This is a genomic window from Mucilaginibacter pedocola (genome assembly GCF_002013915.1).
Taxonomy (GTDB): domain Bacteria; phylum Bacteroidota; class Bacteroidia; order Sphingobacteriales; family Sphingobacteriaceae; genus Mucilaginibacter; species Mucilaginibacter pedocola.
The window spans coordinates 56,444-74,613 of record NZ_MBTF01000009.1; the positions used below are offsets into that span (position 1 = coordinate 56,444).

Sequence of the window (18,170 nt, forward strand, 5' to 3'; positions counted from 1 at the left end):
GGAATGTTTGCTGAAGCGAAGGGCAAGAGCGGCGAAGCAAGGGGCAAATTTTCCCAGCCCGTGGTTCTGGCCGGTTTGCAGGGCAAAGGCTCGTGCGGCAAAGAAGCCTCTCTGCTGCCTTGATTTTTGGTTACTTTTTATCAAGAAAAAGTAACAGCCCCCTCGCGGCGAATGAGCGAGCCGATGCTTTCATTTAAGAACAGGGCATGTAAAAGCCTTCATAACCGCCTGTCCTATGAGATTGCCGCGCCGCCCTATCACGCCGTCCCACCCACTGCGGCTCGCAATGACATGGTGGTGAAATCATCTGAAACCTGCATATCTGCACATCTTCCTTATCTTCTGCACATCCGCTCATAAACATTTTACTCCTTTCTCCGTTTACCCTTCTGTAAAACATTAAACCCCTACTAAAAAGCATGTTAAGGCAACCGCAACCCAAACGTTCGTTAAAACAAAACCTGATGCTGGCATCGTCTACCGCGTTTGTTGCGGGGATAATAGATGTGGTGGGGCTGCTGGCCTTTTTGGCCTTTACATCAAACGTAACCGGGCACGTGGCCAACCTCGCTAAAAACATTTTACAGCAGGATCTTAGCGATGTGGTAATCTTCGGCGTATGGCTCTGTATGTTCATGATGGGCTCTTTCACCTCCAGCTTTACAGTACGATCATTAAAGCATATCAGCACTTATAAGGCACACTCCGCCCCTATTATTATCGAGATAGTGGTACTGCTGTTCGTGGCCTTTTATGGCAATCATTTTTACGACGAAACCATAGAGGAACGCCGTATTGTTATCGGGGCATTATTATTTGCCATGGGGCTGCAAAACGGCCTGGTATCTAACATATCGGGCGGGCTTATTAAATCAACCCACCTTACGGGCCTGTTTACCGACCTGGGTAGTGAACTGGCCGATTGGCTTCACCCGCGTACAGAAAACAAAGAGGTTGTAAAAAACAAAATATATGTGCGCGTAACAATCCTCACTTTCTTTATTTTTGGCGGCGTGGTTGGCGGGTATTGCTTTAATCTTTACGAGTTTAAAGTACTTTACTTTGTACCGGTTATACTACTCACTATATTGTACTACGATTTGCTGCCTGTATTGTACCACAAGGTTTTCCAGGTATTTTACCCTAAAAAGCAGAAACTATCAAAAACAAAATAAACATCATTAAACCTATATTACCATGTGCGCAAAAACACTGATACACGACACCAGCCACATTACCTACGAAAGCCTTTTAGAAGGTAACCGCCAGTTTGTGGCCGACACACTACAACAAGACCCCGACTATTTCACCACGCTTGCCAACGGCCAAAAACCGCCTGTTTTATGGATAGGTTGTGCCGATAGCCGCGTGCCTGCCAACCAGATAACGCACACCAACCCGGGCGAGATATTTGTACACCGCAATATTGCCAACATGGTAATACACACCGATATGAACATGCTGAGCGTATTGGACTATGCCGTGAACGTATTAAAGGTGAAACATGTTATAGTAACAGGGCACTACGGCTGCGGTGGCGTAATTGCCAGCATGAGCAACAAACAATTCGGGCTGATTGATAACTGGCTGCGCCACATTAAGGATGTTTACCGCGTTCACGCTGCCGAACTGAATGCTATTGAAGATGAAACCGAACGCGCTAACCGACTGGTAGAGCTTAACGTAATAGAGAACGTAAGCAACCTGTGCAAAACCTCCATTGTGCAAAACGCCTGGAAAAACGGACAGGAACTTAAAGTACACGGTTGGGTATACAGCCTGTCTACCGGCCTTATTAACGATATGAAAGTTAGTGCCGACAATAACTCTAAGCTGGACGAGGTGTTCAGATTCGAAAAATAGGGATTGAGAATCAAGAGGTAAGAATCAAGATTCAAGACGAAACAGTAAAGCCGCGTGGGGATGCCTATGCGGCTTTGTTGTTTTATTTAATTTCGCCGCCGAAGATATCTCGGCTCCAACCGCGGAAGTCGTAGTATTTTCCCTTGGGTTCGCCGGTTAGGCCGTTGATGCCTTTTTTGGGGAGTACTACGGCATGTATATAAATTACGGGCAATACGGCCAAAGCCAATAGGCCGAAAGCGTAAGCCCTGCCTAAATAGGTTGATATAGGTAAAATAATGGCAAGCGTCAGCAGGTATTTGGCCAGTTTGCGCCATTTAGGGCTTCGCTCCTCAAAATGCCCGAAGTAGATATGCCCCAGCAGGTAGAAAATTGTTACTATGGCTACGTCTACCCATAATGTATCTGTATTCCAACTCATTGCTTTTGGTTTGGTGGAATAAAGATACTACAGGCCGTGATTTTTTACCGCAAAGGACGCAAAGAAAAAACGCAAAGAGAGTGAACACTAATTTCTCTAATTGAGTCGAATTACACTAATTTTTACAGATCAGGCGGCAATGTAGCCGTATCGATCTGTAATAATTCTTTTTTAATTCGTGCAATTCGCGTTCACTCACTTTGCGGTTGATCAACCAATATTATATTTCTTTCTGCAAAAACGGATACCTGTAATCCTTCGGCGAATCAAACGTTTCTTTGATGGTACGTGGCGATACCCAACGCAGCAGGTTGATCATGGAGCCAGCCTTATCGTTGGTACCGCTGCCGCGTGCACCGCCGAATGGCTGCTGGCCCACTACAGCACCTGTTGGTTTATCATTAATGTAGAAGTTACCCGCAGCATTGCGCAGTTTGTAAGTAGCTTCGGCAATGGCATAACGATCTTGCGACAATACAGCACCGGTTAGCGCATATATAGATGTTTTATCGATGATGCTTAAGGTTTCGTCCCATTTCTCATCTTCGTAAACGTAGATGGTTAATACCGGTCCGAAGAGTTCTTCGCACATGGTAACATAATATGGGTCCTGCACTTGCAGCACGGTAGGCTCAATGAACCAGCCGCGGCTTTTATCGTAGTTACCACCGGCAATTACTTCAACGCCTTCGTCTTTTTTGGCAGCATCGATGTATTTAGCTAGTTTATCAAAGCTTACTTCGCTGATAACGGCGTTAACAAAGTTCTCAAAATCTTCGGTTGGGCCCATTTTAAAGGTGGCCATTTCGCGTACCATGTGCTCTTTTACCGCAGGCCACAAGCTTGCCGGGATGTAGGCACGGCTTGCTGCCGAACATTTTTGCCCCTGGTATTCAAATGCACCACGCAACAAGGCAACGGCAACCGCATCGGCATTGGCGCTTGGGTGAGCCAGCACAAAATCTTTACCGCCGGTTTCCCCTACTATACGCGGATAGGTTTTGTATTTGTGTATGTTGGTGCCAATAGTTTGCCAAATGTGCTGAAAAACTTTGGTAGAACCCGTGAAGTGGATACCCGCAAAATCGGGATGGTTAAATACCACGTCGCCAACTTCGGGGCCATCGGCATAAATGAGGTTGATAACACCATCGGGCACGCCGGCCTCTTTAAATATTTGCATAATTACGTTGGCAGCGTACACCTGTGTATCGGCAGGTTTCCAAACCACTACGTTACCCATCATGGCAGCACTGGCAGGTAGGTTACCCGCAATAGCCGTAAAGTTAAAAGGCGTAAGCGCGAACACAAAGCCTTCCAGCGGGCGTTGCTCTACGCGGTTCCAAACACCTTTGCCCGATACCGGGGGTTGCTGCTGATATATCTCTGTCATGTACTGCACGTTAAAGCGCAGGAAATCTATCAGTTCGCAAGCCGAATCTATCTCTGCCTGGTAAGCATTCTTGCTTTGGCCAAGCATAGTAGCGGCGTTTATTTTGTAGCGGTAAGGGCCGGCTATCAGTTCGGCAGCTTTCAGGAAAATAGCAGCGCGTTGCTCCCATGGCAGGTTTTCCCAGTCGGCTTTAGCAGCAAGGGCGGCATCAATAGCAGCCGTTACATGGCTTTTATCACCATAATGGAATGTGCCCAACAGGTGTTTATGATCGTGCGGCGGGCGAAGCTCTACCAGTTTGCCGGTGCGCACTTCATCTGCGCCAATGTACATAGGTATATCTAATTGCTGTGCGCGTGCATCGGCCAGTGCGGCCTGCAAAGCAGCGCGTTCCACACTGCGCGGGCCGTAGTTTAAAACAGGCTCGTTAACAGGTGCCGGAACATTAAAAAATCCTTTAAGCATAGGTGTTTAATTTAAAGCTGCAAAGATACGGGGAAATATGCAGATGTGCGAATAAGGAAGTACGCAGATGGGTTTTGTGACAGTAATGATACTGTTGAAGTTCCTGAACCTTGATTCGCTTGATTGAGGGATTTTCAGATGCGCGGCGAAGCTTCAAGTATGCGCGAGGTGTGTGGCTGGTGTGTGCACAAACGCAGGGAGGGGGCGCGATTGTGTGAAAAGCAAATGCAGGAGCGATTCTGAATAGTCTCCCCTCATTAAATGAAAAAACTTATACAAATCAAAATCGCTACATTGCTCTATCAATTACATAATCATGTTTTCATTATTCAAACGAAAAAATAAGCTGGAGGTACCTGATTGGGCATTGTTCCTGAATGCCGACGAATACGAAAGGTTTTTAAAGGCCGTTGAGAAATACTTCTACCAAAAAAATGTAACCTACACGCTTGGCGATGGTGTAATTAACGCCGGTCCGAACGACTTTGGCTTTAATGTACTTGGGCTGATGAACGTTGCACAGCAATGCAAGTTTAATGATGGCAGAAGTTATACCGAAATAGTTGATGAGCATTTTGAAACTATGCTGCGGGCAAACAAATTCGACAAAGAGTTTCAAAAAGTAATTGACGATTATGAGCAGATAGAGCAGTACTTGGCAGTGCGGCTGTACCATACTTCGTACTTTGACAGCGTAGGTTATGAAAACGTTATTGGCGAAGCACTTGCGGGCAACATATTTGCAGCGTTGGTTTTCGACTTACCCGACGGCATTGTTTCCATTAAACCCGAGCAGGCAGAAAAATGGGGAAAAAACTATAAAGAACTTATGGACGTTGGCAAGAGTAATGTAGAGCGGAACTGCTCCATAGAGTTATTAAAAGAGGATTTTGACGGATTAACAATATGGCTTGCACAAGGCGAACATTTTTTCACCGGCAACATTGTCTTCAACCTGGAAATTTACCCGCAATTCGCGGGCAAACATGGCATGTTGGTTGGCGTACCTCACAGGCATTGCGTAATTATGTATCCCATAAACAATCTTGAGGTTATCAGTGCTATCAACAAACTCATTCCGCTGATATATAACATGAACGAGGAAGGCCCCGGCTCAATTAGCAGTAATTTATTTTGGTATGCGAACGGTAAATTTGAATATCAACCTTACAAGATAGAAGAAGATAAGATCCAATTTACACCGACCGAAAACTTCCTGAATATGTTAAATATGCTGGAGGAAAAATAATTACTTGGCCCAAGCCATCCCCAAGCCTGGCGCGAGTATGCAGCGATGGAAGCGTGCGTGGAGTACTCGTGCCTAAGCATGTCTGCCCGTCCTATGAGATTGCCACGCCGCCCTCCTTCACAGCCCCATCCCACTGCGGCTCGCAATGACAAATCGGCTAATAGGAATGTCTGTTCAACGAGAAAGCCGCCCGGTTTCTCGGGCAGCTTCCTAATTCAATTCTATCTCTGTTAAAAATTCGCAGGCTCGCCTACCGTGGTTCCCCCACCGGTATATATGGCGCCGATAAAGTTTTTATCCTTGGTGCTCAAGTAGTAGTTCCAGCCAATGGCTTTGCCATCGGTAGTAAGTTCGGCCGGAACGGGGTATTGCATTATTGATAACGGGTCGAATTTGGTGTTGCGTACCTCGCTTGGTTTATACTTGTCGAATATGTTGGCATCTACCTGTGCGCGGGTCCAGTTGTTTGGCGGGCCCATGTAGTAGTCGTATACTTTGGGTTTATCCCAGTTTATTTCTTCAACCGGGCTCAACTGCTCGTGGCCTAAACCAAGGGCATGGCCAAACTCGTGGGTTATGGTGCGGCTAAATTCCTTTTCTTCGGTATTGGCATTGAACCAGCCAAAATTCATGGTTTGCAAACCTTTACGATACTTTTCGGCATCGGTACCAAAGTAAGACCATGAACCCTTATCCCCATTTATCTTAAAGCCAACTCGGATGTCCGACTGTGCTTTGTTATCAACCTTCAGGAAATGGATATTGGCATAGTCTACCCAGGCGCGGGCGTACTTCATTACTTTGCCTTGCAGGAATTCGCTGCCATTCATGAAGAAAACGCGCAGGGTTTTGCCGTTCTCCCATTTAGTGCCTTTCAGGAACACCGCCTCGGTTTGCGGGCCGCCGTCTTCTTTATCCATTATAATGGGTTCGGTGCCGGCAAATTTGTCGATACATACATGCGGTATGGCCGCGTCGGCAGCAAAGTCCAATTCATCAGATGGCGGCGTGCTTGCGTCGGTAGCAGTTTCGGTGGCGGCCAACATACCCGCGTCCTGGTTTTTGTTGCATGCCGATGCTATCAGAACGATAAGCGCGGCGGTTAGATAGGTTTTACGCATAATACTTCATTTAGGTAAAAAATGGCGTTATTTTATCACATATATAAAATGACAACCATATTACAGAAATAAAGTTTCGTATTAGTAAAAATTGAAGTGTATTTAGGCGGTGACTTGAATTTTCTGAACTCGAATTCAACGAATTATTTGAATCAACAGAAGCTTGTTTTGGCGGTAAAAACCTGCCCCAAATAACATCAGAGAATCCATAAATCAAGCGGATCATGGTTCAGACAAATACATGCACATCCCACTAAACATCCAACAAACCCGGATGGTCGCGGTAATGGCTAATGTTATCTATTACCTCCTTTACTTCTTCGGTTGAAAGATCGTGGTTGCCATCGGCCGTATAAGTGAATAGTGTTCCGGGGCGTTCGAAGGTGATGTAGCCCATATAGTTGGGGCTTGTTTTCTTATCCAACAGCAACTCTTTCTCTTTTAGTTTCAGCGTAGCGGCATCTTCAAAACCATTATCGCGGTAAATATTGTAGGTGTAAGTGAGTACGGCATGCCCGTCTAAATGGGCTTCGGTATTGGGGATAACCATTACCGGCAAATCGGCTCCAACGGTGAAAAACAAAGGTGTCATCGGCTACAAAATATATTTGTCAACAAGGCAGTTTTTAAATGGTTTGCCGCCTGCACTGTTGATAATAACTGTATATTAGCTACCATGGCAGCTACCTTCAGCTTAACGGGAAATAATCAGCTTCAAATTGAACCAAGCGGCAAAAAGCTGCGCCTGGTTATAACCAATGGCCCTCATGAGCTCGCCTGCCGAATGGAAACCTCCGCCAACATTAAATGCTTTCTTGCATCCGAAGAAACCCAACTATTTAAAGGCAGGCTGCAACTGCACAAACACGGCGGAGCAATTTTGGTGAAATTAAAAGGCGAGGAATACGGCGTAATAAACGCAAATGCATTTCTAAGCAGTTTATAAGTTACAGGGGTAATTTTAGCATAAAAGCGCTATCTTACGCTACCTATACACGCTTTATGACTAACACTGCCGACGAACCACTTTACTGGAGCCTGCCGCGCAAAATTGCCTGCCGCTTTTTCCTGGTATTTTTTATCCTCTACGTTACCCTTAACCCAAACGGCGTATTGCCCAAAGTTGATATGGTGTACGAGTATTATATCGAGCCCTTTCACTGGCTGGTAGTTTGGATAGGCGCGCATATACTGCACCTTGATGAACCTATCACCCGATTTACCGGCGGCAGCGGCGATACCACTTACGATTATGTGCTGCTGCTTTTTATGGTTTTTACTGCTGCGGTTAGCGCGGCCTTATGGTCGGTAATTGACAGGAAGGCGCGTAATTATAACAAGCTTTTTTATTGGCTTACGGTAATTGTGCGCTATTATGTGGCCATTACTATGGTGGTGTATGGCGGCGTAAAGATCATTAAACTGCAATTCCCCGGGCCCTCGCCGGACAGGCTGATACAGCCGCTGGGCACCATGTCGCCCATGGGGCTGGCCTGGACCTATATGGGCTACTCTACCGGCTTCAATTACTTCACCGGCCTTGCAGAATTAAGCTGCGGCTTGTTATTGTTTTTCCGCAGAACGGCTACGCTCGGCGCTGTGGTGGGTTTGGTTGTGGCCGGCAATATTATGGCCATAAACTATTGTTTTGATGTGCCGGTAAAGCTGCTGTCTACCATGCTGGTAATAATGTGTATATTCCTGCTGAGTAAAGATGCCATCAGGCTTATCAACTTCTTCTTCCTCAACAAACCCGCCGAAGCCGCCAACCTTGGCCCGCATAAGTTTAAAGCCCGCTGGAAGAATATTACACTATGCGTTATAAAATACGTGCTGATCATTTATACGCTTTTCGGCAATGCTATGAGCGATGTGCAGGCCATGAAAGAATACGGCGACAAAGCCAAAAAGCCGCCCTTATATGGCTTGTATAATGTGCAAAGCTTTGTGCGTAACAAGGATACCATTGCTCCGCTTACTACCGATGCCAGCCGTTGGAATAAATTCACCATTAACTACCCCGGTGCGGCGAGGATAAAGTTCATGAACGATAGCCTCACGCGCTATAATTTTGAGATAGATACCGTTAAGCATACCATCGTGATGAATACGTATGCAGATACGATCAATAAAGCGCGCTTCACTTATCAAGTGAAGAAAGACACGTTGAGATTAACGGGAACGTTCGAGCAAGATTCGTTACATATTGTAATGGAAAAATACCCGCTGGAGAAATTTATACTCATCAACCGGGGTTTCCATTGGGTGAACGAGTTTCCGTTTAACAGGTAGCGGGCGCCGCAATTATAGCTATGGGTTTGAAACCCATCGCTATAATTGCTGATTTTTTATATAATCGCCTTCTTCCGCCACCTACTCGGATCCAATCTGGTCAAGTACACCCCGCCTAGTATAATAAACAAACACCCTATTTGCCCAAGGATAATGGTTTCGCCATAATACCAACCCCAACCAAAGGCCACGAAGGGTACACCGTAACTGGCGGTAGAAGTAAAAACCACACTGGCACGTTGCACCAAGGCGTAAAACAACATCCAGGCCAGTGCGGTGCCTAACATGCCCAATGTACAAACAGCCAAACAGGCCTTCATATAACGGTACTCGTGCAGCGGCAAGCCGAAGAAGCCTGTCCGCCAAAGTATTACAATGGAGGGCAACGACACCGCAATTAAGCTAAACGAAGTGATCACCACCGAACTTACGCCGTTTAGGTGACGCTTTACGGCAATAATATTGAGGGCATAAAACACGGTGGCCAGTATAACCAGCGCAGCATAACTTATCTGGCCTACGCCCGTATGCTTCTTCACAAAATATAACAATACTATACCGCCAAAGCCGATGATGATACCCACTACGTGCATCAGCGGTATTTTATGCCTGAAGAAGATAAATCCGAAAATGATGGCGAATATGGGTGTGAGCGAGTTCAGCGTCCCGGCCAAGGCGCTGTCTATCCGTGTTTCGGCGATGGTGAATAAAAATGCCGGCAAAAAACTGCCGAACAAGCCCGAAAATACCAGCCACCCGGAAAGTTTAAAGGGTATTTTTTCGCGATGCCTGAGCAGCACGGGCGTGAGTACTATACCTGCGGTGATGATACGGATAGCGGCCACCTGCACTGCACTTAGCAAAGGTTTATGCTCATCATCGTACAAACCCAGCTTCATTAAAATGAACGAGCTGCCCCATATCAGGCAGATAGAAAGAAACATGAGCCAGTTGATCAATTGCGGAGGAAAAAGTGATTTTGGGGCGGTGGTATCCATTGCCCTGCAAAATAGTTTTTTTGTCCGAAAGTCGGGAAAGTTCGATAAGTCCGAAAGAAGAATAAAAAGTTGTACTGATACAAATATGCTTTTAATTCTTTCGGACATTTCCGACTTTCGGACTTTCCGACTTTCCAAATGATCATCATCGAACAAGTACGCCCCGAACATACCTGGAAACTGCGCCACGAGGTACTATACCCCAACCAAAAGCCCAACGAAATGGGCATGGAGGAGGATAACAATGGTTACCACTTTGCCGCGTTCAAAGACAAATGGATAGTTGCCGTGGTATCGCTCTTTAAACACGAAAGCGACTGGCAATTCCGCAAATTTGCGGTGGCAGAAGAGGTGCAAGGGCAAGGCCTTGGTGCGCAACTACTGCAATACATCACCGAATTTGTGGAGCGCGAACAGGGCGAACTGCTTTGGTGCAATGCCCGCTTATCAGCTATAGGTTTTTATAATAAATTTGGTTTCAGTGCCGTGGGTGAGGTTTTTCATAAGAACGGCTTCGATTATATCATTATGCAAAAGCACCTGCCGGCTCAATAAAGTAAAAGGGGCGGACCGCCTCGCGCTTCCACCCCTCTCAATTAACTGATCTTATTTTTTAACTGCCGCAAAGGTGAGCTTAGCATATTAATTTCATGTTAAGTAAAAAACATTATTCGCAATACCGCGTATAGGGTATTGCGGCTTTTTAAACCGCTTTACTATATTTGTGCATGGCCCTTTGCGGCCCCATACTCACTATCAATGGCTAAAAAGAAACCAGAAACCGAGCAGAAACCTGCAGTAGTTACCGAAACATCCCTCGCATTTTTCGAAAAATATATCAATAACCCTTCGCCTACCGGCTTTGAGTGGACGGGCCAGCAACTTTGGCTCGACTACCTGAAACCTTACATCGACGACCATTTTGTTGATAATTACGGTACCGCTGTGGGCGTGATAAACCCTACGGCCGAGTACAAGGTGGTAATAGAGGCCCACGCCGATGAGATATCGTGGTTTGTAAACTACATTACCAACGATGGTTTAATATATGTTATCCGCAATGGCGGTTCCGACCATCAGATAGCGCCTTCAAAACGCGTTAACATCCATACCGATAATAGCATCGTAAAAGCTGTATTCGGCTGGCCGGCCATACACACCCGTTTAGGTGGCGAAAAAGAGGAAGCTCCTACCCTTAAAAACATCTTTTTAGATTGCGGTTGCACCAGTAAAGATGAAGTTGAAAAATTGGGTATACACGTAGGCTGCGTTATTACCTACGAGGACGAATTTATGGTGCTTAACGACCGTTACTACGTTGGCCGCGCGTTGGATAACCGTGCCGGTGGCTTTATGATAGCGGAGGTTGCCCGTTTGCTGAAAGAGAACAACATTACCTTGCCATTCGGTTTATACATTGTGAACGCCGTGCAAGAAGAAATTGGCCTGCGTGGTGCCGAAATGATAGCACACCGCATAAAACCGCATGTGGCCATTGTTACCGACGTTACGCACGATACCAATACGCCCATGATAAACAAGATAACCCAGGGCGACCTGAGCGCAGGTAAAGGCCCGGTTATTTCTTACGCCCCGGCGGTGCAAAACAACCTAAATAAATTGCTGATCGAGTCGGCACAGAAGGCTAATATTCCGTTCCAGCGCCAGGCTTCATCGCGCAGTACAGGTACCGATACCGATGCTTTTGCATACTCTAACGATGGCGTACCATCAGCCCTGATATCGCTGCCATTGCGTTATATGCACACAACCGTGGAGATGATACATAAGGACGATGTGGATAACGTTATCCGCCTTATTTACGAATCGCTTTTGAACATAAAAGCAGGGCAAGACTTTAGATATATTAAGTAATTCTTAAAAAGAATATTTAAAATAACTATTATTGGCAACTTTTTAAGCTTTAATATAAACTTTTCTCAAAAATATGAAACCTACTCTTCTTATCCTCGCCGCTGGTATGGCCAGCCGCTACGGAAGCATGAAACAAGTTGATGGCTTTGGCCCAAATGGCGAAACCATCATCGATTATTCTATTTACGATGCTATCAATGCCGGCTTCGGTAAAATATCGTTCATCATCCGCGAGGAGTTTGCAGATGCGTTCAAAGCTATTTTTGAGCCTAAACTGGCCGGCCGTGTAGAAACGGATTACGTTTACCAAAACTACGACCTTACCCAATTTGGTATCGATTATGAGGTAGAGCGCGCAAAACCATGGGGTACTGCCCACGCGGTTTTAGCTGCCCGCAACCAAATAAACGAGCCTTTCTGCGTTATCAACGCTGATGATTTTTACGGTGCCGACGCTTTCCAGAAAATGGCAAAATTTTTAACTACCGATGTTGCCGATGATGCTTATGCCATTATTGGTTACCAGGTAGACCGTACCCTGTCTGATTACGGTACCGTATCGCGCGGTGTGTGCCAGGTTGAGGATGGTAAAATGGTTGCTATTAACGAGCGCCTTAAAGTATACTTTAAAGAAGATGGTAGCGTAGCATACGAAGACGAAGGTGTGGAATATCCGCTGGACCCGAACACCCGCGTTTCGATGAACTTCTGGGGCTTTACTCCGGCCGTTTTCAAACAAAGCGAGCCTATGTTCAAAGCTTTTGTTGAAGCTAACAAAGAGAACCCTAAAGCAGAGTTCTTCATCCCGCTGGTAGCAGATGGCTTAATTAAAACAGGCGAGGCATCTTTCGAAGTTATCCCTACCGATGCAAAATGGTTCGGTGTAACTTACAAAGAAGATAAACCAATTGTACAGGCAAGCATTTCCGAACTGGTAAATAACGGTACCTACCCGTCGAACCTTTGGTCGTAATACTGCACAAACAATAAAAAAAGATCCCGTCCAGCTTTTGGGCGGGATTTTTTATTTGGGCGTTATTTTTTTACCGCAAAGTGCGCAAAGGAATTGCGTGATGGCTAACGCAAAGAGCGCAAAGATTTTTCTTTTGGTTTAGCGGGTTTGATAAATTTAGCCATCAAGCAGGCTTTGCGCTTCTTTGCGAAAACTTTGCGCCCTTTGCGGTTAAATAATCAATAACGCTAAAGATGCATGTTATTCATTATCTTTATAACCTACACACCTCCAATATGAAATTAAAATTAACCTTCATCCTTTTACTTTTAGGCAGTTACGCATCTGCCCAAACCCAATACCTTTGGAAAACCGCCACAGCCGGCGGCTATACCTACAAATACGTAACCAACGACCCCACCCACTCGCGTTTTTACACGCTGAAAAACGGGCTTACGGTTATACTAAGCCCCACCAATAAGCAGCCGCGCATACAGGCATACATTGCGGTAAAAGCCGGCAGCAAAACCGACCCTGCCGACCACACCGGCCTTGCCCACTACCTGGAACACATGATGTTTAAGGGCACCGATAAATTCGGCTCGCTTAACTGGGCTAAAGAGAAACCGCTGCTCGATAAAATTGACGATTTGTACGAACAATACAACTCTACTAAAGACGAAACCAAACGTAAAGAGATTTACAAAGAGATAGACAAAACATCGGGCGAGGCAGCCAAGTTTGCCATTGCCAACGAGTACGATAAAATGATGGCCGCCATGGGCGGGCAGGGCAGCAACGCCTTCACGTCGTTCGAACAAACGGTTTATACCGAAGATATCCCCGCATCGGCAGTTGATAAATTTTTAACCATGCAGGCCGAGCGTTTTCGCGCACCGGTGTTGCGTATCTTCCATACCGAGCTGGAAGCTGTTTATGAAGAGAAGAACCGTGGGCTTGATAACGACGGCCGTAAAGCACAAGAGGCTATGTTCGAAGCTTTGTTCCCAAATAACAACTACGGTAAGCAAACTACTATTGGCACCATCGAGCACCTCAAAAACCCGTCGTTAAAGGCTATCCGCAAATACTATTACGATTATTACGTACCCAATAATATGGGTATCATTCTCGCCGGCGATTTTAACCCCGATGTAATGATCAAAAAAGTGGCGGCCAACTTTAATTACATGGCGCCTAAAACGGTTCCGGCTTACACTTTTAAACCGGAAGTACCCATTACAGCCCCTATCCAGCGCGATGTTTACGGCCCTAACCCCGAGAACCTCACTATTGCCTTCCGTTTCCCTGGGGCAAGCACTAAAGATGCCCGCATGCTTAGCCTGGTGGGTTCTATCCTTACCAATGGTAAAGCCGGCTTGTTCGACCTTGATCTTACCAAAAAACAAAAATTACTTGGGGCATCAGCTTTCCCTTATGTATTGAAAGACTACAGCGTACTAATGCTGCGCGGAACGCCGGTAAAAGGCCAATCGTTGGATGATGTAAAAGCTTTGATGCTGGGCGAAATAGCCAAACTTAAAAAAGGCGATTTCGCTGCCGACCTGATACCATCTATTGTAAACAACCTGAAGAAAAGCACCATAGAGCAAAACGAAAGCTATGGGCAACGCGCAGGTAACCTGATGAGCGATTTTACATCAGGCATCGATTGGCGTACCGACCTGGCCAACATCAACGAACTATCAAAAGTTACCGTGGCACAGGTGGTGGCTTTTGCCAACAAATACCTTACCGATAACAACTTTGTAATTGTATACAAACACCAGGGCGAGGACAAAAACATACTGAAGGTAGAGAAACCGCCAATTACACCTGTGGAGGTGAACGCCGGCGAGCAATCGGCCTACGTTAAAAAGATAAACGCTATGCCTGCCAACCCGGTGCAGCCTTTGTTTTTAAATTATGATAAAGATATTCAGCGCGCCAAAGCAGGCCCATTAGATGTATTATCGGTACAAAATAAAGATAACAGCATCTTCCGCCTCTATTACCGATTTGACATGGGTAGCTGGAACAACAAACTATTGCCTGTAGCTGCCGCCTACATCCAGTTCTTAGGTACCGATAAACAAACGTCTGAAGACATCAGCAAAGCATTTTACAAACTGGCATCAACCTTTAGCATCAGCGCACAGCCCGAAAATACCAATATCAGCATTGGCGGCCTGCAGGAAAACTTTGGCGCTACGGTTACCCTTTTCGAAAACCTGTTGGCCAATTGCCAGCCCGACGAAAAAGCCCTGGCCAGCTACAAAGCCAGGCTTAAAAAAGTACGCGAAAACCAAAAGCTGAACAAAGGCGCAATAATGCAGGGCTTGGTTAACTATGCACTTTATGGGCCAAGTAACCCTTTCAATAATGTACTTACCGATGAGGAGATAGACAACCTGAAAGCGCAGGACCTGGTTGACATTTTGCACAGCCTTGCCAATTATAAGCATACCGTTTTGTATTATGGCCCGCAAACAGCAAGCGAGGCGGGTATTACCTTAGCTAAATTGCATAAAACACCTGCAAGCTTTACACCAAACCCCGAAGCCAAAAAGTTTGTGCGTGCTAAACTGACCGAAAACCAGGTATTATTTGCCGACTATGATATGGTACAGGCAGAAATAAACTGGGTGCGCAACGAGGATGTGTACGATGCAGCTAAAACCCCTGAGGCCGAATTACTGAACAACTACTTTGGCTCGGGTATTAGCTCTATAGTATTTCAAAACATCCGCGAATCGAAAGCTTTGGCTTACTCTACTTACGCTTACTACAGCCAGGCATCTAAAAAAGGCGATAACGACAGCTTTACCGCTTATGTAGGCACCCAAGCCGATAAAATGAACGAGGCAATAAAGGCCATGAATGACCTGCTTACCACCATGCCCGAGTCGCCGCAAGGTATGCTGGCCGCTAAAGATAATATCCGTAAATCGATAGAAACCGAACGTATTACACAGGATGATATATTATTTAATTATTTGGGTGCTAAACGTATGGGATTAGATTACGATATCCGCAAAAATACTTTCGCAGCAGTTGAGAAGCTGACATTGGCAGATGTAACGGCCTTCCATAATGCTCAACTGAAGGGTAAACCATACACCTATTGTATTGTAGCATCAGAAAAACGCGTAACCGACGATGACCTTAAAAAATACGGTGCACTAACCAAGCCGGGCCTAAAAGCCATTTTTGGCTATTAAAACGCCGGCGTTTAAAATACGCAAAGAGGGGAAGTTTGCTCAACGGCAAGCCTCCCCTTTTTTCTTACAAACAGCAGGAATATTTTTATTTTAGAATATGAGCAACAGTTAAATAAATATTTTATATTTGTCATAATAATTAAAAGTGTATTTGATACAATAACCCCTAATTGTATTTAAAAATGACTATACCTCTACCTGAAAACACAGACAACCGCAAGAAAGCTATTCCTGTGTGTTCCAAATGCAAATCTCCGTTGGAGAGCCGCGCGCATCGTGGCTGGTTTGTAAAAACATTTCTTTTTTGGTTACCTATCCGCAATTTCAGATGCTATAAATGCAAGCGCACACAATACGCATTTATTAATCATTAGTTAAAAATACTTACATAAGTGTAATTCTTTTTTTACAATAACTTATTTGCACCTGCGTTGTAATTGGCTATAATTACATTTTGTTAACATAATTTTAGCCGAAGCCTTTGGAAACCCATACAAAGCCACTCAGTTCTAAGTGCCCTAAATGCGGCAAACACTTTCACCATAAACTGCATCGTAGCTGGTTCTACAAAAACGTATTATTTTTTATCCCATATAAAAAATACTTCTGCGCTAATTGCAAAAAAGCCTATTATATCATCAAAAAAGATGATAAACACAGCGATTGATCTTTTGGTATGAGTATTGCAGCGATACAGAAAATAACGTGTCATAAGCACGGTTTTGCAGATACTATTTAGACAAGAAAGAACATGAACATGGGGCGGATATTAGCTGTAGACGACGATTCAGACATACTGGAGGTACTACAGTTTATATTAGAAGACTCGGGATATGAGGTGGATACTTTATCAGACGGGCACTATTTACTGGACACTATTGAAAAAAATGCACCGGATTTAATACTATTGGATATAATGCTGGGCAATATGGATGGCCGCGAGCTTTGCAAAGAAGTAAAGAAAAAAGCCGAAACCCACGATATACCGGTGATATTAATTTCGGCAAGCCACAACATTTCGGGTACCTTAAGTCAGGATGGCGCGCCCGATGATTTCATTGCCAAACCATTCGACATCAACAACTTACTAAGTAAAATAAAGAATCAGTTGCGCCCCGCGGCCTGAGCCGAGCCACGGGTAATACCCAATTGCTGCAACTCTTTATCAATACGTTTATTCCATTGCTGCTGCTGGTAGGCATTTGTGCTGTGCGCTGTTTCGCCATCGTACTGTTTTTGCAACATATCTATTTCGCGCAGGGCATCAAAATAGGTCACATTAATAGGTCCGTCGTAATTGGCGGGTTCTAATCTCTCGGCCAAAAGCCTTTGCTTAACACGCTCGGCCACAATTTTTACAATATCAAAGTGGTGCTGTTCGTGCAATAAGCTGCTTGCATTCATGGCCTCGGCGCGTGCCCAACAGGCACTTTTGGGTAAATAAACCTTCATACGCAATTTCACTTTCACTATACCATTTTCTACCTTAGCTTCTTCGGTGTAACCCAGGCTGGCAAATACCTCGGCGGCGTACCGGCTTGGTTGAGGTTTCAGCTGAAAGTCGTCCCATTTTAGCGGGCGGTCAACATCATAGTAAATAGTATCGCCTTCAGGCTTTTCGTTATAGTCGGTAAAAGATAGCTGCACACTTTTAGCCAGCTTTATATTTGTGCCGGCCTGTTTATCCATCCATTTATCCAGATAAGTTAAGGCATTAAGCAAAGTGCTGCTCAGCATGGGCTCTATATTTTGAGCAGGCCCAAAGCTGCGTTGATAGGTGCTCGACGTACTATAGTCGCCAAGCTTCACGAAATCATCATATTGTTCGTACCCAAAGGTTATTGCGAACGCAATTCGCCCATCTACCCTACCGCTCGCACCGGCAGTTTCTATAACTTTAAAATTCTTGATCTTGATGATAATGGGGCGCAGGCTTTTATCGGTAGCTAAGCTTGCTGCAACAAAGTCGGTTATGGCTTTTTTAGCACCGCCCTTTAACTCGGTCTTTAGTTCCTCTGTTGGTTTACCGGTTATTATTTGTGCGGGCAGAAGAGTGCCTATCATAGATTTGTCGGTGCGTTCATAATCAACACGGCTAACGTAAAATTCTTTGGGATTGATAGTTTGCGCGGGCTTTTGCAGTTCTATGTAAACACCTGCTTGCCCAATTACCTTAAATGCCGAAGCAATTAAAAGTATAGCACAGCCTGATAGAAAGAATTTTACCGGAGATAGTTTAATGGGGAACATTCTGTAAAATAAAACGTTGTTATTATGCCAATATTTTAAATGTGTATTTATTAAAATGAAAAAATACAAA

At 45.1% G+C, this 18,170-nt stretch carries 16 protein-coding genes; 10 read left to right on the plus strand and 6 right to left on the minus strand.

Annotated elements, in window-relative coordinates; translation table 11 throughout:
- Positions 1-419: 419 nt before the first annotated feature.
- A complete protein-coding gene (locus BC343_RS11375) occupies positions 420-1,175 on the plus strand; it encodes a YoaK family protein (protein WP_078347907.1) in 756 nt (251 codons plus the stop codon).
- A gap of 22 nt (positions 1,176-1,197) precedes the next feature.
- The gene (gene can, locus BC343_RS11380; RefSeq protein WP_078347908.1) at positions 1,198-1,863 is read left to right on the plus strand and encodes a carbonate dehydratase; all 666 of its coding nucleotides are present in this window, start codon (positions 1,198-1,200) and stop codon (positions 1,861-1,863) included.
- Positions 1,864-1,945: 82 nt separating this feature from the next.
- On the opposite strand, the gene BC343_RS11385 is transcribed toward can, so the two are convergent.
- Positions 1,946-2,284 carry a hypothetical protein gene (locus BC343_RS11385; protein ID WP_078347909.1) on the minus strand — a complete coding sequence of 113 codons (339 nt, stop codon included), beginning with the start codon at positions 2,282-2,284 and terminating at the stop codon, positions 1,946-1,948.
- 220 nt (positions 2,285-2,504) lie between these two features.
- Positions 2,505-4,142, minus strand: coding sequence for an L-glutamate gamma-semialdehyde dehydrogenase (gene pruA, locus BC343_RS11390; RefSeq protein WP_078347910.1), 1,638 nt, complete (start codon positions 4,140-4,142; stop codon positions 2,505-2,507).
- A 316-nt stretch (positions 4,143-4,458) separates the two neighbouring features.
- Here pruA and BC343_RS11395 point away from each other — a divergent pair, with 316 nt between their 5' ends.
- Positions 4,459-5,391, plus strand: a complete 933-nt coding sequence (locus tag BC343_RS11395; RefSeq protein ID WP_078347911.1) for a hypothetical protein — start codon at positions 4,459-4,461, stop codon at positions 5,389-5,391.
- Between the two features lie 230 nt (positions 5,392-5,621).
- Here the strand turns inward: BC343_RS11395 and BC343_RS11400 are convergent, their stop codons facing one another.
- Both BC343_RS11400 and BC343_RS11405 read right to left on the minus strand, forming a co-directional pair.
- Complete coding sequence (locus BC343_RS11400) at positions 5,622-6,512, minus strand: zinc metalloprotease (RefSeq protein WP_078347912.1); 891 nt, start codon at positions 6,510-6,512, stop codon at positions 5,622-5,624.
- Positions 6,513-6,765: 253 nt separating this feature from the next.
- Positions 6,766-7,104 (minus strand): hypothetical protein, encoded by a 339-nt coding sequence (locus tag BC343_RS11405; protein WP_078347913.1) that lies wholly within the window; start codon positions 7,102-7,104, stop codon positions 6,766-6,768.
- Positions 7,105-7,188: 84 nt separating this feature from the next.
- Here BC343_RS11405 and BC343_RS11410 point away from each other — a divergent pair, with 84 nt between their 5' ends.
- Together BC343_RS11410 and BC343_RS11415 are read left to right on the plus strand one after the other, a co-directional pair.
- On the plus strand, positions 7,189-7,458 hold the full coding sequence (locus BC343_RS11410) for a hypothetical protein (RefSeq protein ID WP_078347914.1): 270 nt from the start codon (positions 7,189-7,191) through the stop codon (positions 7,456-7,458).
- Between the two features lie 56 nt (positions 7,459-7,514).
- Positions 7,515-8,804, plus strand: coding sequence for a hypothetical protein (locus BC343_RS11415; protein ID WP_078347915.1), 1,290 nt, complete (start codon positions 7,515-7,517; stop codon positions 8,802-8,804).
- A 56-nt stretch (positions 8,805-8,860) separates the two neighbouring features.
- Here BC343_RS11415 and BC343_RS30745 read toward each other — a convergent pair whose 3' ends face one another.
- Positions 8,861-9,802 carry a DMT family transporter gene (locus tag BC343_RS30745; RefSeq protein WP_162276854.1) on the minus strand — a complete coding sequence of 314 codons (942 nt, stop codon included), beginning with the start codon at positions 9,800-9,802 and terminating at the stop codon, positions 8,861-8,863.
- 138 nt (positions 9,803-9,940) lie between these two features.
- Here BC343_RS30745 and BC343_RS11430 point away from each other — a divergent pair, with 138 nt between their 5' ends.
- From BC343_RS11430 to BC343_RS11455, 5 genes are all read left to right on the plus strand, one after another.
- Entirely contained in the window at positions 9,941-10,357 is a 417-nt protein-coding gene (locus BC343_RS11430) for a GNAT family N-acetyltransferase (RefSeq protein ID WP_078347917.1), read from the plus strand.
- Between the two features lie 204 nt (positions 10,358-10,561).
- Positions 10,562-11,677, plus strand: a complete 1,116-nt coding sequence (locus BC343_RS11435) for a M42 family metallopeptidase (RefSeq protein WP_078347918.1) — start codon at positions 10,562-10,564, stop codon at positions 11,675-11,677.
- 73 nt (positions 11,678-11,750) lie between these two features.
- A complete protein-coding gene (locus tag BC343_RS11440) occupies positions 11,751-12,650 on the plus strand; it encodes a nucleotidyltransferase family protein (RefSeq protein WP_078347919.1) in 900 nt (299 codons plus the stop codon).
- Positions 12,651-12,925: 275 nt separating this feature from the next.
- Positions 12,926-15,850, plus strand: coding sequence for a M16 family metallopeptidase (locus tag BC343_RS11445; RefSeq protein WP_078347920.1), 2,925 nt, complete (start codon positions 12,926-12,928; stop codon positions 15,848-15,850).
- Positions 15,851-16,607: 757 nt separating this feature from the next.
- On the plus strand, positions 16,608-16,976 hold the full coding sequence (locus BC343_RS11455; RefSeq protein ID WP_238381762.1) for a response regulator: 369 nt from the start codon (positions 16,608-16,610) through the stop codon (positions 16,974-16,976).
- Here the strand turns inward: BC343_RS11455 and BC343_RS11460 are convergent.
- The gene (locus BC343_RS11460) at positions 16,955-18,100 is read right to left on the minus strand and encodes a DUF922 domain-containing protein (protein WP_078347923.1); all 1,146 of its coding nucleotides are present in this window, start codon (positions 18,098-18,100) and stop codon (positions 16,955-16,957) included. The two genes, BC343_RS11455 and BC343_RS11460, sit on opposite strands and share 22 nt — an antisense overlap.
- Positions 18,101-18,170 lie beyond the last annotated feature (70 nt).